Here is a 20420-nt window from a genome sequence, read left to right as displayed (position 1 = left end):
CCCTATTCATATATTTTACCTATATTATTGTTCAAAAAACGACAAAAGCACAAGGGTATATCACCCTTGTGCTTTCTATCCTAACGGAAATTAGTCGTTAACAACGTCTTTTCCTTTGTATGTTCCGCAAGCTTTACATACGCGGTGAGCAAGTTTCATTTCACCACAGTTTGGGCAACTTACCATACCAGGTACGTTTAATTTAAAATGTGTACGACGTTTTCTTTTTGCAGTTTTAGAAGTTCTTCTAAAAGGTACAGCCATTCTTCCCACCTCCTTAAAGAGTATTAAGAAAGTAATGAAGGCCAGGAATGCTGGTTCTTCACTTTGCTTCTTAGTATTGCCGATTATGATTCGGAAGAAGAATTGTTTTCGTCAAAAAACTTAGCAAGCCCTGCCAGTCTCGGATCAATTTTCTTGGACCCGACTTCTTCATAAACAACTTCCCAATCCTTGCCAGACTGCGGGGCAGCTTCTTCATTAATGACATCTTCGCAAAAAACTTGCATTGGAACCTCAAGTAAAAGAATTTCCCGAATGATTGGCATTATATCAATCACATCGCCTTTTACTTGATATGCTTCCTCTTCAGTTTCATAAACTGAACCCTGTAAGAGGAACGTTTCAGTTGTTTCGACATTAATTGGAAGTTTCACATCCACTAAAGTACGAGAACAAGGAAGTATTAAATGACCTTCAATTTTTAAATGAAATGTCACTTTCGTTGAATCAATATCTCCCCGACCTGAAATATGAATCGGAGATACGTCTCGGATGGTTGGATCATCTTGTTTGATCTCGTCAACACGAATCGTTTCATCAATCGGAAAATCCTTGTTTCGATATTTTTGTAATTGACTTAATGTCCATTTCAATTGATTCACCCCAAGGCAACAAAGGTAATTATAGCCTTCGATTAAATTTTTGTCAATGTTTTTTCTTTACACCCTTAAAGGTGAAATTACTAATATCTAGATGTTCAACTGAACATTTATTTACTAGTTTACCCAGCTTCACTATTTACAAACCTAATCACAACTAATCCATTGTATATAAACAAATTCCTAATTTCAAGATAGAAAGGCTGTTTAAAAAAATAAAAGTCAATCGTATATGATAAAACGAAGAAAAGGTGATAAAATGCCCTATTGACAAATAGTGTTCCAGATATCGATATTGGAGTTGGTTACCCACTAGTGAGTAGATACAAATTTGGTTACTCCTGCTATTAGAGTTTTTGCTATAATGATACTACCTTAAAATTTTAAAAAAGGAGAAATGCAGATGAAAGCTGTTGGTGTAATTGTTGAATACAACCCATTTCATAATGGACATGCTTTTCATTTACAAGCAGCACGGCAAGCATCTGAAGCTGATGTCGTCATCGCAGTTATGAGTGGGAATTTTTTGCAAAGAGGGGAGCCTGCTCTTGTTTCCAAATGGCACCGTACAAGGATGGCTCTTCTTGGCGGGGTAGATATCGTTTTTGAACTGCCTTACAGGTTTGCTACTCAAAAGGCGGAGACTTTTGCAAACGGTTCCGTTTCTATCCTAGATGCAGCTGGTTGTGAATTTTTATGTTTTGGAAGTGAAAGCGGTGACCTAACCTCATTTTTGCGAACTATCGAATACTTAGAGAAAAATCAAGTGTCATATAATGTGAACATCAAAAGCATAATGAATACAGGAGTTAGCTATCCAAAAGCATTATCGTTATCTTTTCAGCAATTGGCAGATTCAGAAAACTACTTGGATTTATCAAAACCAAATAACATCCTTGGCTTCCAATACATAAAAGCGATCAAGCATCAAAAAAGTTCAGTTAGACCCATAACCGTACAACGAAAGAATGCAAATTACCATGATGAACATTTTACCTCTGAAACGATCGCCAGTGCAACCAGCATTCGAAAGGCTCTTTTTTCAACTGAAAACGGCAAAGAATCAATTGGCCAATTTATACCGGAATCAACGTATCAATTATTAAAGGCATATTTTAATGATTATGGAGTTTTTCACCAATGGGAGAACTATTGGAAGCTTCTGCAATTTCGTCTTCTTCAAACCAGCCCTGAAGAGTTGAGAAATATTTATGAAATAGAAGAAGGTCTGGAAAATAGATTCCTTGCAGCAGCATTAGTTTCCAATAACTTTAAAGAATTTATGGAAAAAATCAAAACAAAAAGGTATACATGGACAAGGCTACAGAGAACATGTGTCCATCTATTAACCAATACAAAAAAAGCCGAAATGGTAAGTGATACGGAAAAAGCAACTTATTTAAGACTCTTAGGTATGACTAAGAACGGTAAAGAATATTTAAATAAAATGAAATCCCAATTCAGTCTACCGCTCATTTCTAAACTCTCTGCCTGTAAACAAAAAGATATTTTACCGGATATCAAAGCATCTCGAATTTATTCATTAGCTGTCCCTAATCCATTAAAAAGTGAACTTTTGAGCCGGGAATATAAACAGCCGCCGATTTATATAGAGTAAAAAAGATGATGCCTCGCACCATCTTTTTCTATTTTTGCGGCAGCTTTTGTAAGTAACGAACCGCATCGTCAAAGGAATCAACGGGAACGATTTTCATTTTTGTGCCAATATCTTTTGCAGTTTTTACTGCCGCACGATAGTTAGAATCCTTAGCGCCTTTTTCATTTGGGGCAAAAAAGATTTCTGCTCCTGCCTTATCAGCAGCATTAATTTTTTGCTCGATACCGCCGATTGGTCCAACCGTTCCATCGGTATCAATTGTACCGGTTCCTGCAATATGATACCCCTTCGTGATATCCTCTTTAGTTAATTGATTATAGATTTCTAATGAAAACATAAGACCGGCAGATGGTCCGCCAATTTCATCTGTCTTTACTGTGACTTTTGGGTCGACAACAATTTCCTTATCATCTGCTAAGGAAATACCGATTCCAACCTTTTGCGGCTGTCCTTTAAATGGTTGAATCGTAATTTTTTGCGAATTTGTTTTTTTGTTTCTCAAATAGGTTAGGGAGACTTGATCACCCGACTTCTTTTTTCCTACGTAATCAATAAATTGTTCAGAATTAGAAAATTGATGCCCATCGACTTTAAATATCCGATCTCCCGCCTTCAGCCTTCCATCAGCAGGCATCCCGGGAACGACACTCACGACGTAGATTCCCTTATATTTATAATGTACCGGTAAGCCTGCTTTGCGATAAGCAACATCAATGGCATTTAGTTTTGATGCTGCCATAAAATATAACTGCTGGGCATTGTATTCTTCTTCTGTCTCTTTTTTACCTAAAATCTCATCCACCGGGTAAATTTCTTCATATTTTTTAACCTTTGCTTCTAAATAAGAATAGATATTCGCTCTGCCCATCCTGACAGTTGTCAGCATAAAACTGCCCTTCTCCCTATAACCGTTTTCAACTTTAATAATTGGCTCAAGCTCTTTCGCCATTCCGGGCTTTGTAACATAGTAAGGCAATGAATAAAACATACCGCCTATTAAAATGAATGCAATAACAAGAAAAGCACCTAAAGATATTTTATTGCGCATCCGAAGCTTTACCCCTTCCACTGCTCGATAACCTTTTTAATTTGATCCAAATGTTTTTTTGTTTCTTGTTCTCCTAGTAAAATCAATTCTTCAATGTTGGTAAACGCTCGTGAACTATAAATTTCAACCGGGGGACGTAACATAATATCAGCCGCTACCTCCCGGTGGTTGATGATTTCTGTCTGCATGATATCAATGCTTTGCATAATAACATCATAAATCGAGGTAATTTCAGCATTACGTTTTACCATCGAGACGTCGACGGCAATCACAATATCTGCTCCCATTTCTTTTGCTACAGACACCGGTACACGGTCGGAAACCCCACCATCAACTAAGATTCTTCCATTTGATTTTTCCGGCACAAAAATACCCGGAATGGAAATACTGGCTCTTACTGCATCCGCTACCGGACCGTTTTTAAAAACAACTTTTTCACCGGTTAATAAATCTGTGGCGACGATTCCTAAGGGAATCGTTAAATCCTCGATATTTTTCCCATGGGTAAAAACCTTAATAAATTCCTTCACTTTCTTCCCGGCGATAAATCCCATTTTGGGAACAGTAAAATCCAAAAAGTATTTCCGTTTAAATGCCGTGGAAAGTTTATATAATCGTTCCATATCTATTCCAGCCCCATAAAAGCTACCAACGAGAGCTCCCATGCTGCTTCCGGCAATAAGGTGGATAGGGATTCCTTCGTCTTTCAAAACTTTAATGACACCCAAATGAGCAAAACCACGGGCACCACCTGAACCAAGTGCTAACCCTATTCTTGGATGCTCCATAACGCTCACTCCTTTTTACAATCAATTCTGAAAAAGGACAGTTTACAATGATACAGTGAAATCTCGTACAATCTTATGGTCTAAATTACTCGTGTATGAGTATATTTTGTAATACGAGGACAAGGGTACTAAAAGGATTAAATAATTACACTTTATTTTATCATTGTATTAATTGATTGCACAAAAGTAATACCCTCGAAAGGAGGTCTATTGGTTGTTTCGTTCAAAACTAAAAACTATTTTTTTATCGATATCGGTCACAATTTTAGCAGCTTCACTTATCTCTTTTCCACAGGAGTCATTAGAAGCTTCTATTCGGGGTCTTAATATGTGGTGGGAAATCGTATTTCCTTCACTTTTGCCGTTTTTTATTGTTTCTGAAATGTTAATTGGCTTCGGGGTCGTTAAATTCATTGGTGTATTATTGGAACCCTTCATGCGACCACTTTTTAAAGTTCCCGGTGTAGGCGGATTTGTATGGGCAATGGGAATGGCCTCCGGTTTCCCTGCGGGAGCAAAATTCACGGCCCGATTGCGTCAGGAAGGCCAATTAACACAAATTGAAGCAGAAAGGCTTGTTTCATTCACAAATTCATCTAATCCTTTATTTATTTTTGGAGCTGTATCTGTTGGCTTTTTCTATAACCCGCATTTGGGAGTAATTTTGGCTTTAGCTCATTATCTTGGGAATATTTGCGTTGGAATTATTATGAGGTTCTACGGTAATGAAACCACTAATAAAAAAGTGATTAACAGAAAGAAATTTAAAATACGGTCAGCACTTTCGGCATTACATCAAACAAGATTAAAAGACAATCGGCCAATAGGAAAACTTCTTGGTGATGCAGTCACATCTTCCATCCAAACTTTATTGATGGTTGGCGGTTTCATCATATTATTTTCAGTGGTTAACAAACTCCTTTATCATTTACATATTACTGCTGCACTTGCAAAAGGCGTTAAAATCCTATTATCAGCTTTATCCTTCCCTACAATGTTAAGCATTCCGTTTATTTCGGGTCTATTTGAAATCACTCTTGGAAGTCAGCTGACAAGTCATGTTCAGGAAGCATCACTCTTACAAAAAGCGATGATTACAAGCTTCATACTTGCCTTTAGCGGGTTTAGTGTCCAAGCTCAGGTTGCCAGCATACTAGCCCAAACAGATATCCGTTTTCAGCCATTTTTCTTCGCTAGAATCATTCACGGTCTATTTGCCAGCCTTTTTGCCTTTTTATTGTGGAAGCCCATTTATGTACGATTCTATTCAACTGAACAGCCATCTAATGCACTTCCGGTCGGTTTATTTGAAAAAAGCACCTGGCTCAACGCCTTTTACCATAAACTAATTGAAGTCGGTCCCCTCATTACAATCTTTTCCCTTGCAATCTATGTCACGGTTCTCTTTTATAGAGTAAGAAAGGCCTAAAAAAAGGATGATTCAAATCATCCTTTTTTACTTTATAGACGATAAAATTTTTGATGCAGGGCCCTTTCCACTACCGGTGGTACGAGAGTAGAAATATTACCGTTGTATTTAGCCACTTCTTTAACAATACTTGAGCTTAAAAAAGAATATTGATTATTCGTCATAATAAAGAAGGTTTCGACATCTTCATTTAGTACTCTGTTCATTGAGGTAATTTGCATTTCATATTCAAAGTCTGAAACTGCCCGTAAGCCACGGATAATGGCATTTGCGTTAACAGTCTTTGCATAATCAGCAAGAAGACCAGTATGTTCATCGACTTTCACATTTGGAAGATCTTTTGTTACTTCTTTAATCAAATTGATGCGCTCTTCAACGGTGAATAACGGATTTTTGGATGAATTGTTCATAACACTCACATAAACCATATCAAATACTTTGGCCCCTCTTCTGATAATATCTAAATGGCCGTATGTAATTGGATCAAAACTCCCTGGACAAACTGCTATACTTCCCAAAAAAGACTCCCCCTTATTGCTCACCATATCCGGAATAAATTGTGACAGCAATTATCCCATATTGTTCGTGTTTAATTTGTGTTAATTTCCCAATTGATTTTGGTAATTCTACATCATGGCTGTGTTCACAGACAATTATACCGCCGTCTTTTAAAAGATGTTGTTTATTAATTTTTTCTATTAAATTTAGCAGCTGTTGTTTTTTATATGGCGGATCTAAAAATATGTAATCAAAGCTTATTTCCCGTTTCATGAGAGCTTTTAACGCTCGATCTGAATCATTTCGATAAACTTCGGACTTGTCTTCAAAGCTGCAAGCGTGAATATTTTCATAAATAATTTGTATTGCTTTTGGCTCACGATCAATAAAAATTACCTTTTCTAAGCCCCTGCTAAGTGCTTCTAACCCTAACCCTCCGCTACCGGCAAAAAGATCAAGGCCAATCCCGCCCTCAAAGTAGGGACCAATCATATTAAAGATTGCTTCTTTTACTTTATCTGTCGTAGGTCTTGTCGTATTACCCGGAACTGCTTTTAATGGTCTGCCCTTACAAATGCCTGAAACTACTCTCAAGTTATATCACCACTAACAAATCTTTTTTCTCCATTATCCTATCATAATTACGAAAACTAGCCAAATTGTAAGTCAAAAGGAATTTTTATAAAAAAACACGTATAAGCTTACTTGTTGTGGAGATAATGTTACTAACAACATCAATTCGAGGATGTTGTTGCCAACCGCGGAGAAGACTTACGTTTCCCCATAAGTTCTTCCTCCGGTTTCTCCTCTCCCTTTGCCTTCTATCCTTTTGAAGGATGTAGAAGGACCCTGCAGATTAATGTCTGCAGGGTTTTTTCTTTTAAAATGAATTTAATTCAATGATGAAAAATGGTAAAGTAATTGATATATTTATACAGTAAAAGGAGAGTTTTCATTGATACAGCGCTTTATTGAGTTAGGAGAAGGATATTCCGATTTGTATGAGTTAATAGAGCTGGCAACGGCAAACAAACACCGTCTTGTGCATATGATGGCTTTACACACCAAGATCGAAACACAAGAAGTTACTTCGTTAGTGGTTGTGTTAAAACCTACTGATCCCGGAAAATTTCAAGCACTTTATATTTGTCGAGAGGGAATTCCAAACCCTAATTATATTCCTAATAAAAGGTATGATCTTTTTTCCCAAACAGCAGAGGAGTTAGAAAAAAAAATCCACGAGCTATCGGTAAAACCGTCTTATCTCTTCCATGAAAAAGAACTTTTCTACCAACATCTAATTGGCATCCTGAGGCTTAATCACTATTTAGCACCGTTACAATAATAAGAAAAGCTAAAAACACCATCTAGCTTGAAAGGTGAGGGATGAAACCCTCACCTTTTTAAATGCCCATTTTATAGTCGTATTCCTTTGCTTTATCTGGTGCTGAATTTTCATATTCCATTTTTAAGAAAGGCTTATAGGATGGTTCCACTTTCTTTACAAATGAAAAGGAATTTAATTTTTCGATAATACCATCCAATTCATCTTGATTACAATACAATACGACGTATTTTAATTTTTTTGAGACATAATGTACATTTCCGAAGCGCCTTAACATTTTGGCTTGTTTTAATGAGTAAAGCCAAACGACCAATCCTTGTCTTTGAACAAACATACTTTTTTCCCCTTCAACAAACCATCATTTTTTTATTTAGTCTAGCATATTAAAACGCTTTATTTCAATTCAAACTTTGTTTCTCTTTAACATAAAATGAATTAAACTCCGAATTGTAAAGGTGATAAAAATGGATTTAGAACCTGTTTGGCAGGTCTTCATCAATCAGCTTTTATTATGTGATTTCATTTCCTACGCATACTGGAAAAAGATAACAGGAATTCCATTTTTGTATATAAATTCACTAGACGGTACATCACATTGCGAGATAGACAAGGAAATCATAAAATGTTCTGCCTTAGTATCGAAAGGAAAACGGCTTTACAGTGAAACAATTTTTGTCAGAAAAGAGGCGGGGCTCTATGTTTACAGGCACAGATTTTATGTACCGCAAGAAAAAATGTTTTGTTGCGGTAATCTTTGCGCGGATTGTATGCGTCTAAAAAAATAAAATAAAAAAATCGGCATATGCCGATTTTTTATGCGGAGCATCCACAGCTTCCACCAGACCCACAACCGCCTCCATGGCCCGTGCCTTTTTCAAAAAACGGGTTTCCTGTTGATACTTTTATATGCTTAGAAACAGCGCTTCCAACTAAAAGACTGATTTCATCCAATAAATTTTGCAAATCATTTTCTGCTAATTTAAAATCAGCAACAAGCAGGTCTAAATCCATTTCTCTTTTGCATTCGCGAATTTCAGTCATGACTCTTTTATAGTCAGGATGGTATTTACCGAAACGTTGAACCTCTTCATACAGCTCTTTTAGGCTGACAAAGCGACTGATCTTCTTTTGTGACTCTTGATTACTTCGCAATTTATATAAACAAATATGATATTGTTCTGCTATTTCAGAATCTAAAATCATTTTTGCCAACCGTTCGGCATTTTCCAGTAATTCGATTCTTTCTAAAGTTGCAAGCAAACACGCTCACCTCCATTCACATTTTACCATGAAAGGATGAAGAAAGCGAAATTCACCGATTACTTAGAAATATTTACCGAAAATTCTTTCATTAAACCATATGATTCATTATTTAAATTAACCACTTCGAGCTTTAATTTATGATTTCCCGGAGACAGCCCTTTAATGATAAAGGCTGCTGATGTTACCTCCTGTTTTTTCTGGCCATCAATCCAAACAATCATCTTTCCGATTTTTTGCTTCGAATGGTCTGCTTCCCTGAAACTGATACCAGTTAAAATACACTCAACAAATACATTATTCCCTTTAGTTTCATATTGAACAAATAACGAAGGGAAGTCGATTTTATTTTGGCCAAAAACAGGGACAATTTCCTTCTGAATAGAGCTATAATGATCCATTTGACCATTTTTAAGTTTTGCTTCCGACTTCGGTAAATCCATTTGACAGCCCGAAAGTATTCCCGATATGATCATAGAAAGAATTAAAAACTGAACATTCTTCTTCATTCAAATCACTCCTTTTTTGTATTGTTCGCCTCCTTTTTAAATTTTAGTCTCATTTCAAATAGCAATAAAAAAGGGCACAATTCCAGAGATTGTGCCCTTTTTTAATTTTGATTTTTCATTGATTGGAACATATTAAACATCATAGATGCCATTTGCACGCTGTTAGAGAACTTTTCTACCTGATGTGGAATCGTTTTTTTATAATATTGTAATGATTCAATTTCAAGTGTTTGTAAATCGTGAGGGTTTCTGGAGAGCTTCCTATACCAGTGCGGTTGCTCCCTGACAAATTGCTTCAAATCTTTTTGATTCTCTAAGTATGCTAACACATCACTTCTCATCATAAACCTCCTCTTTTAGTCTTTTCTAAATAAAAAAGGATGCTTAGGGCCTTCTTGTGGCTTTACTTGAGTTCCTGTTGGATTGCTCCCCTGAAATTGAGAGATTACACCTTGGATGGCTCCAAGTGCTTGGCTTAAATTATTAATATGGTGTTGAACTTGGTTCGGGTCCATTTTTTTTACCATTCCCATTAAATTGGACATCAAATCTCCCTTAGTTTCGGTTTTTGTTTCCGAATCAGATTTCTTATCTGCTCGAATCGTCTCCCAGCGCTTGTCATCTTCTCCTAACAAATACCAGTCTTCATATAATTCCTGCCAGCTTGCATTCCCTTTTCGTACTTCTTGAATTATGTTGGGATTATTTTTTACAAATTCTTTAAACTTAAGAACGGAAGGATGCAATTTTTTTTGCGTCATATTTCTCACCTCTGCCCATATCAATCGCCAATAATACAATATGAATCCAAATCAAATTTGTGAATACCCTTCTCACGTTGAAAACATTTTAAATTACAACTTATTAATGGTAAGATGGCATCAGATATTGAAATGAAAGAGGTTAAGAATATGAAGGACCACTTAATTAAATTATTAGAAACATGTATTGAAAATAGTTCTGACGAGGATCTGGGTGCTCTTTCCTTTGTTTTAGAAGGAATACAAAATAAGATCACAGAAAAAAACACAACCTATATTGACGGTCTACTTCACATGGAAAGGAAATTGGATGAAAATTCCTGTGAAATCACAGTTCCTAACAACCCAATTCTTTACAATAACTTAAATATTCTACATGGCGGTATAACTGCAACCGTACTTGATACAACAATGGGCACATTAGCCAATTACCATCTCCCAGAAGGCTTTGGTGCTGTGACAAATCAGCTTAATATTCATTACATTGCTCCTGGAACAGGAGACAAGATTCGCTGCCGAGCAGAGATTGTTCATAAAGGAAGTAAAACGATGGTCATTTCAGGAGAAGCTTTTCGTAGTGACGGAAAGAAAATAGCCTATGCCACTGGGACATTTTTTACCATTCAAAAATAAATGATGGAGGAGTAGGATCAAAAAATGGTGACTGCCATTCTTATCCCTATTATATGCCTTTATTTTTTTTGGATTACGAGAAAAGAGATGAATGTACAGGAAAAAAAGTGGCTTGCAATCGGGAATATACGAAAAGAGGCTGTTTTAACCGGGAAAATTAAAAGCTTTACTGAGGAAAAACAACGCTTTTATCACAACCGTTTTATTTATGTGCAAGAACTTAAGCTTCAAACGGTGTCGAAACAAATCATTGTAAAAAGGATGACCCCGGTAACAAAAAATGCAAAAATCGACCCTTTTACGGTCGGCGATGTGATACGAATTTATGGAAACTGGGATGGTAACCAATTTCACTTTCATGATTTTGAGTTGGTTAGCTCAGGTAAAAATGTATAAGAAAAGGTGACTGTTTCAGTCACCTTTTTGTTGTTTATGGTGCTATTCGACCTTAGCCCTCAGGCACTAATCTTTTTTCCTATTTTCGAATAAAATCCTGGGTGTAATACTTTTGATATACCCCGACACCAAGATGGGAAAAATCTTTATTTAAAAGTGAATCACGGTGCCCTTTACTGTTTAACCATCCTTCTACTACTGCCGGTCCATCAGTATAATTAGCGGCAATATTTTCACCTGCGGTTTGGTAAACCACTTTTGCCGACTTTAAGCGGTCTGAAAGACTTCCGAATTTCTTCGAGGTATGGGAGAAATCATCGTTTTCTGCCATATCCTTACTATGTCCAAATGCTACCTTAGCTGTGTTTTCATCCCATTTTAACGGTTCTAGATCATTTCTTGTCCGCAATACATTTGTTAAATCGAAAATTTCAAGCTCTGTTCCAACTTCAACTGATTTCGACATCGCTTCAGATAGGATTGGCGGTTCAATTAATTGACCATGATAAGTTAATTCATAAGGACGCTGCTTAATAAGTGTTTCAGCATCCATGAAACGAACACTGGAAAGATTCCCAGTAAATTTATCAATATATAGCTGTACATATACATTACCTAATTGAACAATCGGCCGAATATTCAAATCCGTATCATTTAGTTCAAATCGATATGAATTACCATTTAAATCAATATTAATATTTGCATCAATATACTGAGTATTAAAAATTTCTTCTACCGGCTGTCCGATTTCAAATGGAGCAATATCCAAATTATCACCCATTGCAAATACCGTTACAACCCGATTATTTTCAACTCCAACCTGTACATAACGAGTCGGATCGAGATTATATATATACCATTGATAACCGTACATTGACTCATCTATTCTTTGCGGCTTACCCAATTCTTTTTCTAAGTCAATTAAATTGTGACCAATTAATAATGCCATTCCTTCAGTTGGATTTTCCGTAGAAGGTTTATTAGCCTTGTTTTCCGGAATCTGTGACAAAGATTGTTTTATTTCTGATTTCTGGTGATCCTTAATCAAAACTTCATTATTATTGTTATCATTTAAACTGGAATAGAATCCAATGATCAAGAAAACTGCAGAAAGTATAAGAATTCGCATTAGTGTTCGCAGAGGTTTTCACCCTCTCTATTACTTTTTCTATCATTATATGTATAGATAATTTAATTATATCATCTATATCTTATTCGTTCATAGGCATTAAACAAAATATCAGATAAATTGAAAACTATTTTTATAAAGCAAAACAGGTACCATTGGCACCTGTCTTATTTTATAATATCTAATTTAAAATCTTTAATGCTGTACTCCATTATAATTTTGTTCAGATATTTCCGTTAACGCTTGCTTTGCTTGATCATCCGTTAAATCATGGACAGCAAAATCACCAAGAGAAACGATGCCGACTAATTTATCTCCCTCGACTACTGGAAGGCGGCGGATTTGATGTTCCGCCATCATCTTGGCTGCCTCTCTACTGGTTGCTTCAGGAGAAATAGTAAAAAGATTATTGCTCATGATTTCTTCGACTTTAGATGAAGCAGGGTGTTTCTCTGCAACGCACCTAATTACGATATCACGGTCTGTAATCATTCCTACAAGTTTATCTTGATCAACGATAGGAATCGCTCCTACATTTAATTCTTTCATTTTAACTGCTACTTCGAATACATTATCCAATAAGGTGCAGCTTTCAACATTTGTAGTCATAATATCTTGTATCTTTTCCATTTCTATTACCCCCTTGTTGATTTATAAAATAATTCTTAACATTAATTTAGCTTTTCCCAAATGGATATATTTATGTATACGTTGCAAGTTAAAACATTTTCAACTATTATTAAATTGAATTAAACTTGCTATATTACCGAATAATTAGAGATAGAGGTAATGGCATTGTTTTTAGGAGGAATTTATTATGAAATTCGAGAATACGGGCATTGAAAAAATGAAAGCGGATTTAAACCGTATCGATGAAGTGATGCATGAACACGGTTTAATTCGCGCAGGTCAATGGGACTACGAGAGGGTTACATATGATCGAAAATTTGAGATGAAAGAAGGCACTTTTTACCTTCGTGTACAAGGCTATGCGATCGAGGGAGATGTTGATACTTTTAAAGCGACCATTCAATTAATGACACCTCTATTAGGCAAACATTACTATCCTCATGGCGTAGAATATGGTGAAGGTGAAGTATTCCCTACTTCGCTCGTGAATCAATGCAAAAAAATTCTAGATGATGTAAGTGCTGAAGTAAGTAAATTCGCGATCTAATGTAATAGAGTAGACACATGAATATCCTTCATGCGTCTACTTTTTTAAAAGAAATCAAAGAATGCAGTCTTATTATTTGGAATTATTTTTTCTAGCTTTTCAACCTCAGACTCTAAACCTTTTAAATAACCCATCTCATAAAGCTCCATTGGTCTTTTGTACCCAAAAAGAATCGCAGATAAAGAATTAATGGTTAATTGAATTCCCTTTTTAGGCGGATGAACGCACTGACTGCCTGTTTTTCCTTTAAAAGCCCTTATTTCTCCATTTCCAATTAAATAACTGCCATTATTCCATGACGCAAAGGTATCCTCTAAATGAATGAAAATAGTCTCATTTTCTTGTAAAAATGGGAATTTTATCAAACAAGCTTCCACATCCACTAACCTTGCCATGAAATATGGTTCAATCTCCATTTTAACATTTGGATTCTTTAGCAAATAAGGAAATGAATCGTGATAGGAAAGATTAATGCTCACACTTTCCACCATGGAATCATGCTGACAGATAAAATTCCACAGACCGGTCTTTGCTTCTTGGTTTAGAGCCGCTATCTCCTTTACAACCATTTTCTTTTTTTGAACATTATATAAAATATAGCCAACTGCTTCCTGCGATTGATTGTAATAAACAGCAATTTGGTTATCATCTTCATATACACTATTCGCCCACCATTTAGCTTCACGGACAAGCATACCTGAATAGCCCTTAGCGTATTCACAGTATACTTTTTCAATATCCGGATGATAATGATCCTTTGAATATCTTTTAATAAAGCCGGGCTGAGCTTGAAGGAATTGAAGATTAATTTTTTCAATCGTTGCCTTTTTATGCTCGCTTAAAATCTCCCATCCAAATTTTCGATAAAATGAAATATCAAATGGATGTAAAAGTGAAACAATTTGTCTGTCCTCTTTCATTCTTTTTAAAGAGTCAAGGATTAATGTTTTCACATATCCACTTCTTCTATATTCCGGGTATGTCGCTACCCCGGCAATTCCGCCCATTTTCCATTTCGCTCCATTTATAAAAATATGAAATGGGATAATATGCAGTTTAGCTGCCAGCTTGCTTTGTTCCCAAATTCCCAATATTTTATGATTTTTTAACGTTTCTTTTCTCGATTGTATTTCTGTTTCAGGAATTTTATATTGAAAAGCATACATGGAAAGCTTCATCGACTCTAAATAATCTTGTTCTGTTAGGATTTTGACTTCCATTCCATTCTCACCCCTTTATAATAAAATAATTCTATATGATCTTTGTAAAAACCTACTTAAAATAAAAAAAGTGCCGTTTTAAAGGCACTTTTTTAGATTAAAAACCCAGAATGGCTTTGATCATCGAAGTGGTTTCTCCACCCTTGTAAAAAACGTAAAGTAAAAGGTAAACCAGCACCCCTGTAATGGCCGTAAAAAACCAAATGATACTTGTTATCGGGCCAAGCTTTCGATGAATTGGCAGCTTGCTTTTATAACCTGTAAGAATCGAGGTAAAACCAAAAACAGCACCCGATGTGGCTAAAATAATATGAAAAACTAAAAACAAAGTATAGTAAATCTTAATATTGCTTGGACCACCGAAGGATGTATTCCCAATAAAAATGGTTCTTGATGCATAGATGATAAAGAAAATTAATGCAAAAATTCCAGCCGTAAGCATCGTCTTTTTGTGTAATTCTATTTTTCTTTGCTTTATTTGCCACCAGCCGATTGCGATTGTAACGGCACTTAGTACGATAAACGAAGTACTGATCGTCGGTAATATTGGTAAGGTATGCATAAAAAGTCCTCTCTTTTCCTTTATTCTACAATAATTTTAGAGCAGTGAGCCACTTTTTTCAATGAAAAAGAAAATCCCCCAATTAAATGGGAGATTTTTCTACAATCGATGGATTTACCATTTGTTTCATTTCCTTTTCTGAATCAGCTTGATCTTTCCGGTACCATTCAAAGAATACTCGGCCCAACATAACACCATAAATGATTTCCTGAATCACTTTCATTAGTACCCCTCCAAGCTGCTGGTCATGAATCAACGACATCGAGCTAAACAATTGCGGTCCACTTATATTTAGTTTTGCAAATGTCGATGAACCAACACATAACCTCATCGCTTGAGCCCAGACATGAGGATCAGAATAAGTCAAATAAATAGGATGATCTACAAAAATAATTAATGCGCATGCCGGTGTCAGCAAAATCCCGCCTGCAAAAATATAACCTACTTTTTTTATCCCATTAAGTGTTTGATAATTGGGGTCTTCATTGATTAATGGCCACCACATAAAGAGTGCTACTGTAAACAATAAAATAGAATAACCGGCATGTAACCAAAGGTTTGGCATCACGTGGTCAAAAATCATAGGTACATGGTAAAAAGAAAAAAACATATTAAATAAAATTAAGGCAATCAACGGTTTTGTAAAAAACCTGAACATCGAATCGAGAAATCGAATCTTAAATATCTTTCTCCATAACCAAACAGGGATGCCCAATATAAATAATGGGGGTATCATTAATACTAAAACAGCCATTTGGATCATATGAACATAGAACATTAGATGTGCCATTAAATCAAGCGGGGAACCTTTAATTGCATATAAAAGTACAATTGAAACGGTAAATAACAAACCTTGCACTGTCGTCAACTGCTCACTACCTTGAAACCGAGTTCTAAATTTAACAGTAATCAAAAAGTATGCTGCTATTAATAAAAGTAAGACAGCTAAAAAGTACGGGCTCCAAAGTGCTTCAAATCCAAATATATCCAAACTGAGCACTGAAAATCACCTCAATGTTATTGAAAAATCATGATTTATTATACCCCTAATAACTTAGATAAGCCAAATTAAAATTTTCCCTTTAATTAAATCCAATACGTTCTAAATTTACCTACAAAAAGAAAATCGGCTAAAAGCCGATTTTCTTTTTTATAGAAGTGCATTTCAAGCAATTTTGATCCCTTATTACCACCAAATGATAGTTGAAAACGCCAATATTGTGATCAATCCCACTAATAATCCTGAATAAAGAAACAGAGATGGGGCTTCATGTCCTTTGTGACTCATATGCATAAAATAGTAAAGCTGAAAAATCACTTGAACAACAGCTAAAAGAATGATGAATGGTACTGTAAACCATGCGGTAAATCCTTTTATTCCGACTGCCGCAAAAGCAATCAACGTTAAGAAAATCATCAAAGAAAAGGAGACAATTTGGTATCTCATTTCTTCGGCACTTTTTTTACGGCGATATTCAATGTCGACTCTTGGGTTTCCTGAATTTATTTCTTGATTTGTCATCAGTTTATCCCACCATTCCCATTAAATAAACTACTGTGAAGATGAAAACCCAAACAACATCGATAAAATGCCAATATAAACTAAACACATAAAATTTTGGCGCGTTGTAAAGGTTTAATCCCCTTTTGGAGTTGCGAATCATTAATGTTAAGCACCAAAGAAGACCGAAAGCAACGTGTCCTCCATGGAACCCTACAAGTGTATAAAACGCTGATCCAAATGCACTGCTTGTAAATGTATGATGAAACTCGGTAACATATTTGTGAAACTCAAAAACCTCAAGACCAAGGAATCCTGCTCCTAATAATACAGTTATCCCCAACCATAGCATCATTTTTTTAAATGCAAAGTTTTTCATGTGATACATTGCAAACACGCTCGTTAACGAACTAGTTAATAGGAGCATTGTAGCAACAAATGTGAGCGGTAACTCAAACAAATCCTTAGCCAAATGCTGGCTTGAGTTCGGAACTTTATCTTTTAATGCTAAATAAGTTGCGAAGAGAGACGCGAAAAGAACTGTCTCTCCCCCTAAGAATAACCAAAAACCTAAAAATTTATTTTTCGCTTCAAGGGTGGATTTTTCAGGCTCAGCAGGCCATGTTTCATAAGTGAATTTTTCTTCTGCGTGCATTATGCCTTAGCCCCCTTTTCAGTATCTTCCATTAAATCTTCTTTATGAATATGGAATCCATGATCGTCCTTAACTGAACGCATGAACATTGAGCCAAATGTAACTAATAAGCCAAAGATCAATAAAGGCAATGCCCATGCCTTATCATTTACATGATACATTGCGCCGAAAGCTGCAATAAATAATCCAAGTGCCATCATAAAAGGTAAAAATGATGAATTCGGCATATGAATATCACCTAATGGTTCTGCCGGCGTCATACCCTTCTTACCATCCATCTTTTCTAACCAATAAGCATCTAAGCCGCGAACGAGCGGAAGTTGCTTAAAGTTGTAGAATGGAGGTGGGGATGGAATGGACCATTCAAGAGTCCTACCGTCTCCCCATGGATCATTTCCAACTCTTACATTTTTCACTGAAGTGATAATAATGTTAAGCAATAGAACGATAACAGCTACAGCCATAAAGAAAGCCCCAACCGAACTAATCATATTCGCTGTTTCAAATCCTTGCCCAGGAAGGTATGTGAACACACGGCGCGGCATACCCCAAAGTCCTAAGAAGTGTTGAATAAAGAATGTTAAGTGGAAACCGATTAAAAATAACCAGAAGGTGATTTTTCCCATTGTCTCATTTAACATTGTACCAAACATTTTTGGCCAATATAGATGCGTTCCTGCAAGGATCCCAAATACAACTCCACCAACAATAACATAATGGAAGTGAGCTACAACGAAATAAGTATCATGATATTGATAATCGGCCGCAGCAGATGCAAGCATAACTCCTGTAACCCCTCCGGCAACGAATGATGGAATAAACGCCACTGCATAATGCATTGGAGTTGTGAATTTAACGCTGCCTCCCCACATTGTGAAAAGCCAGTTAAAGATTTTAATACCTGTCGGTACACCGATTGCCATTGTTGCAACTGCAAATATTGCGTTAGCAACAGGTCCTAATCCATCTGTGAACATGTGGTGAGCCCAAACCATAAAGCCTAAAAACCCGATTAAAACGGTTGCAAATACCATGGATGAGTAACCAAATAATCTTTTTCTTGAAAACATTGGGAAGATTTCTGAAAAAATTCCGAATGCAGGAAGTATTAAAATGTAAACTTCAGGGTGTCCAAAGATCCAGAATAAATGTTCCCAGATAATGGTATTCCCGCCCATTGATACTTCAAAGAATTTTGCTCCAAACAAGCGATCAAACATCATTAAAACAAGACCAACAGTTAATGGAGGGAATGCAAATAAAATAAGTGCTGAGGTAACAAAAGTTGTCCATGAAAACAACGGCATCCTCATATACGTCATTCCCGGTGCTCTCATATTAATGATCGTTACCAGGAAGTTAATACCTCCAATAAGTGTACCAAAACCGGAAATCTGTAATCCTAAAATATAAAAGTCAACACCATGCCCTTTTGAAGCAACCGCTAATGACGCGTAAGAGGTCCACCCTGCATCAGGTGCCCCGCCTAAAAACCATGAAAGGTTTAAGAAAATTCCTCCAAAGAAGAATAACCAAAAGCCTAAGGCATTAACAAACGGAAAGGCTACGTCACGCGCCCCTATTTGCAATGGCATAACAGCATTCATAAAAGCAAAAATAAGCGGCATTGCTGCAAGGAAAATCATCGTTGTTCCATGCATTGTTAATATTTCATTATATAATCCGGCACTGACAAAATCATTATTAGGTACTGCAAGCTGGATGCGGATAAAAATGGCTTCCAATCCGCCAACTAAGAAGAAAAATCCACCTGCAATAAGATATAGGATCGCGATTTTTTTATGGTCGACTGTAGTCAGAAAATCCCATAATGTCGCTCCAAACCCCTTTTTTTGAGCGTAGGTACTCACAATTTTACCTCCCTTTCAACCAAATCCCCTATTATTACTGAACCTTTAATCCCATTAAATAATCTGCTAAAGCATTAAGCTGGTCTTCGGACATTTGTGGATATTTACCAGCCATTTTATTTCCTGGTTTATATGTTTCAGGATTTCGAATCCAATTTTTAACTTCCTCTTTTGTATGTGGCAATATGCCTGCTACTCGGGAACGATCCCCAAAATTTGTTAAGTTCGGAGCAACTCGTGCTGTATCAGGCATTTTATTAGCCGGTGTTACAGCATGACAACCAATACAGCTTTTATTGAAGATTTCTTGACCTTGTTGAGCTGAGGCCGAATCTGCTTTTTGAGGCGCTTTCACATTTTTCATCGCTGTTACCCAGCTATCAAACTTATCTTTGCTAATAGCCTTTACTTTAAAATCCATTAACGCATGAGATGGTCCGCAAAGCTCAGCACATTTTCCGTAAAAAAGATTTCCTGCTTCATTTGCTTTCGTATTATCAAACTCCAACCAGAATTTGTTTATATTATCTGTATCAACGTCCAATTTCCCGCCAACAGCAGGAATCCAGAATGCATGTTTAACATCCATTGACTTTAAATTAAAGTATACTTTTTGGTTCGTAGGAACAACTAGCTCATTACTTGTTACAATGCCCTTACCCGGATATTCAAAATCCCACCAGTATAAATGGGCACGAACGTTTACAACAAGGGCTTTTGAATTTTTATTATCCATTTGTGATACATCTGCTAGTTTAAATGTATCAGCCACAGTTGGAACTGCAAGAATTAGTAATAAAAGAATAGGAATTACTGTCCATATGATTTCCAGCTTATGACTTCCTTCTACTTGATTAGGTATTTTATCGTCTTTTCTTCTAAAACGAACCAATACCAAAATAAAGATGATGGTTACAACAAGAATTACCCCAACCATGATCAAAGTGCTTAATTTCATTAAACCATATTGCATGTCTGCAACTTCACCGGCAGGCTGTAACGTAGATAAATACGGTTTACCGCAACCGGAGAGAAAAAGCGCTAAGATCGCAAAAAACGGAACCAAACGCCAATTTGAAAGCCTTTTCATACTTAATCAAACCCCTCTTTCGTTATTAATATCATTACTGCTGTTTGAC

General features: G+C 36.2%; 26 protein-coding genes. 6 read left to right on the top strand and 20 right to left on the bottom strand.

The annotated features are described in order from the left end of the window. Positions 1-90: 90 nt before the first annotated feature. Both rpmF and J2S10_RS08125 read right to left on the bottom strand, forming a co-directional pair. The gene (gene rpmF, locus J2S10_RS08130) at positions 91-264 is read right to left on the bottom strand and encodes a 50S ribosomal protein L32 (RefSeq protein WP_024029176.1); all 174 of its coding nucleotides are present in this window, start codon (positions 262-264) and stop codon (positions 91-93) included. Between the two features lie 83 nt (positions 265-347). Then, a complete protein-coding gene (locus tag J2S10_RS08125) occupies positions 348-875 on the bottom strand; it encodes a YceD family protein (RefSeq protein WP_307406296.1) in 528 nt (175 codons plus the stop codon). Between the two features lie 409 nt (positions 876-1284). Here J2S10_RS08125 and J2S10_RS08120 point away from each other — a divergent pair, with 409 nt between their 5' ends. After that, positions 1285-2499 carry a nucleotidyltransferase gene (locus tag J2S10_RS08120; RefSeq protein ID WP_307406294.1) on the top strand — a complete coding sequence of 405 codons (1215 nt, stop codon included), beginning with the start codon at positions 1285-1287 and terminating at the stop codon, positions 2497-2499. 28 nt (positions 2500-2527) lie between these two features. Here the strand turns inward: J2S10_RS08120 and J2S10_RS08115 are convergent, their stop codons facing one another. Together J2S10_RS08115 and J2S10_RS08110 are read right to left on the bottom strand one after the other, a co-directional pair. Beyond that, positions 2528-3547 carry a SepM family pheromone-processing serine protease gene (locus J2S10_RS08115; RefSeq protein WP_307406291.1) on the bottom strand — a complete coding sequence of 340 codons (1020 nt, stop codon included), beginning with the start codon at positions 3545-3547 and terminating at the stop codon, positions 2528-2530. 8 nt (positions 3548-3555) lie between these two features. Beyond that, positions 3556-4335, bottom strand: a complete 780-nt coding sequence (locus tag J2S10_RS08110) for a patatin-like phospholipase family protein (protein WP_370876176.1) — start codon at positions 4333-4335, stop codon at positions 3556-3558. A gap of 214 nt (positions 4336-4549) precedes the next feature. On the opposite strand from J2S10_RS08110, the gene ylbJ reads away from it, so the two are divergent. Then, positions 4550-5764 carry a sporulation integral membrane protein YlbJ gene (gene ylbJ / locus J2S10_RS08105; protein WP_307406284.1) on the top strand — a complete coding sequence of 405 codons (1215 nt, stop codon included), beginning with the start codon at positions 4550-4552 and terminating at the stop codon, positions 5762-5764. A 32-nt stretch (positions 5765-5796) separates the two neighbouring features. Here ylbJ and coaD read toward each other — a convergent pair whose 3' ends face one another. Together coaD and rsmD are read right to left on the bottom strand one after the other, a co-directional pair. Further along, the gene (gene coaD, locus J2S10_RS08100; protein WP_307406282.1) at positions 5797-6282 is read right to left on the bottom strand and encodes a pantetheine-phosphate adenylyltransferase; all 486 of its coding nucleotides are present in this window, start codon (positions 6280-6282) and stop codon (positions 5797-5799) included. 13 nt (positions 6283-6295) lie between these two features. Then, the gene (rsmD, locus tag J2S10_RS08095; RefSeq protein ID WP_307406280.1) at positions 6296-6856 is read right to left on the bottom strand and encodes a 16S rRNA (guanine(966)-N(2))-methyltransferase RsmD; all 561 of its coding nucleotides are present in this window, start codon (positions 6854-6856) and stop codon (positions 6296-6298) included. A gap of 361 nt (positions 6857-7217) precedes the next feature. Here rsmD and J2S10_RS08090 point away from each other — a divergent pair, with 361 nt between their 5' ends. Next, a complete protein-coding gene (locus J2S10_RS08090; protein WP_307406277.1) occupies positions 7218-7607 on the top strand; it encodes a DUF7147 family protein in 390 nt (129 codons plus the stop codon). A 58-nt stretch (positions 7608-7665) separates the two neighbouring features. Here J2S10_RS08090 and J2S10_RS08085 read toward each other — a convergent pair whose 3' ends face one another. From J2S10_RS08085 to J2S10_RS08065, 5 genes are all read right to left on the bottom strand, one after another. Continuing rightward, a complete protein-coding gene (locus J2S10_RS08085) occupies positions 7666-7941 on the bottom strand; it encodes a YlbG family protein (protein ID WP_307406275.1) in 276 nt (91 codons plus the stop codon). A gap of 479 nt (positions 7942-8420) precedes the next feature. After that, entirely contained in the window at positions 8421-8867 is a 447-nt protein-coding gene (locus tag J2S10_RS08080) for a YlbF/YmcA family competence regulator (protein WP_307406273.1), read from the bottom strand. Between the two features lie 59 nt (positions 8868-8926). Beyond that, entirely contained in the window at positions 8927-9376 is a 450-nt protein-coding gene (locus J2S10_RS08075) for a hypothetical protein (RefSeq protein WP_307406267.1), read from the bottom strand. A 101-nt stretch (positions 9377-9477) separates the two neighbouring features. Next, positions 9478-9717 carry a YlbE-like family protein gene (locus tag J2S10_RS08070; protein ID WP_307406264.1) on the bottom strand — a complete coding sequence of 80 codons (240 nt, stop codon included), beginning with the start codon at positions 9715-9717 and terminating at the stop codon, positions 9478-9480. A gap of 15 nt (positions 9718-9732) precedes the next feature. Continuing rightward, positions 9733-10137, bottom strand: a complete 405-nt coding sequence (locus J2S10_RS08065; protein WP_307406262.1) for a YlbD family protein — start codon at positions 10135-10137, stop codon at positions 9733-9735. A gap of 150 nt (positions 10138-10287) precedes the next feature. Between J2S10_RS08065 and J2S10_RS08060 the strand changes: the two genes are divergently transcribed. Beyond that, complete coding sequence (locus J2S10_RS08060; protein ID WP_307406260.1) at positions 10288-10770, top strand: PaaI family thioesterase; 483 nt, start codon at positions 10288-10290, stop codon at positions 10768-10770. 87 nt (positions 10771-10857) lie between these two features. Next, the gene (locus tag J2S10_RS08055) at positions 10858-11166 is read left to right on the top strand and encodes a hypothetical protein (protein WP_307406257.1); all 309 of its coding nucleotides are present in this window, start codon (positions 10858-10860) and stop codon (positions 11164-11166) included. Positions 11167-11245: 79 nt separating this feature from the next. Here the strand turns inward: J2S10_RS08055 and J2S10_RS08050 are convergent, their stop codons facing one another. Both J2S10_RS08050 and J2S10_RS08045 read right to left on the bottom strand, forming a co-directional pair. Continuing rightward, the gene (locus J2S10_RS08050; RefSeq protein ID WP_307406255.1) at positions 11246-12295 is read right to left on the bottom strand and encodes a CAP domain-containing protein; all 1050 of its coding nucleotides are present in this window, start codon (positions 12293-12295) and stop codon (positions 11246-11248) included. Positions 12296-12490: 195 nt separating this feature from the next. Then, positions 12491-12925, bottom strand: a complete 435-nt coding sequence (locus tag J2S10_RS08045) for a CBS domain-containing protein (protein ID WP_307406254.1) — start codon at positions 12923-12925, stop codon at positions 12491-12493. A 187-nt stretch (positions 12926-13112) separates the two neighbouring features. On the opposite strand from J2S10_RS08045, the gene J2S10_RS08040 reads away from it, so the two are divergent. Further along, positions 13113-13472 (top strand): YugN family protein, encoded by a 360-nt coding sequence (locus J2S10_RS08040; RefSeq protein ID WP_307406252.1) that lies wholly within the window; start codon positions 13113-13115, stop codon positions 13470-13472. 44 nt (positions 13473-13516) lie between these two features. On the opposite strand, the gene J2S10_RS08035 is transcribed toward J2S10_RS08040, so the two are convergent. From J2S10_RS08035 to coxB, 7 genes are all read right to left on the bottom strand, one after another. Beyond that, entirely contained in the window at positions 13517-14692 is a 1176-nt protein-coding gene (locus J2S10_RS08035; RefSeq protein WP_307406249.1) for a GNAT family N-acetyltransferase, read from the bottom strand. Positions 14693-14789: 97 nt separating this feature from the next. After that, complete coding sequence (locus J2S10_RS08030) at positions 14790-15254, bottom strand: DUF420 domain-containing protein (protein WP_307406247.1); 465 nt, start codon at positions 15252-15254, stop codon at positions 14790-14792. A gap of 82 nt (positions 15255-15336) precedes the next feature. Continuing rightward, positions 15337-16254, bottom strand: coding sequence for a cytochrome c oxidase assembly factor CtaG (ctaG, locus tag J2S10_RS08025; RefSeq protein ID WP_307406245.1), 918 nt, complete (start codon positions 16252-16254; stop codon positions 15337-15339). A 186-nt stretch (positions 16255-16440) separates the two neighbouring features. Beyond that, a complete protein-coding gene (ctaF, locus tag J2S10_RS08020) occupies positions 16441-16776 on the bottom strand; it encodes a cytochrome c oxidase subunit IVB (protein ID WP_307406242.1) in 336 nt (111 codons plus the stop codon). Positions 16777-16780: 4 nt separating this feature from the next. Further along, the gene (locus J2S10_RS08015; RefSeq protein WP_307406240.1) at positions 16781-17410 is read right to left on the bottom strand and encodes a cytochrome (ubi)quinol oxidase subunit III; all 630 of its coding nucleotides are present in this window, start codon (positions 17408-17410) and stop codon (positions 16781-16783) included. Further along, complete coding sequence (gene ctaD, locus J2S10_RS08010; RefSeq protein ID WP_307406237.1) at positions 17410-19281, bottom strand: cytochrome c oxidase subunit I; 1872 nt, start codon at positions 19279-19281, stop codon at positions 17410-17412. The genes J2S10_RS08015 and ctaD overlap by 1 nt, the downstream gene beginning before the upstream one ends. A 34-nt stretch (positions 19282-19315) precedes the next feature. After that, positions 19316-20371, bottom strand: coding sequence for a cytochrome c oxidase subunit II (gene coxB, locus J2S10_RS08005; RefSeq protein WP_307406235.1), 1056 nt, complete (start codon positions 20369-20371; stop codon positions 19316-19318). Positions 20372-20420 lie beyond the last annotated feature (49 nt).

The organism is Neobacillus ginsengisoli, from assembly GCF_030813055.1.
Note: the sequence above shows the minus strand (reverse complement) of the source record. Positions and strands in the feature narration are given on the sequence as shown.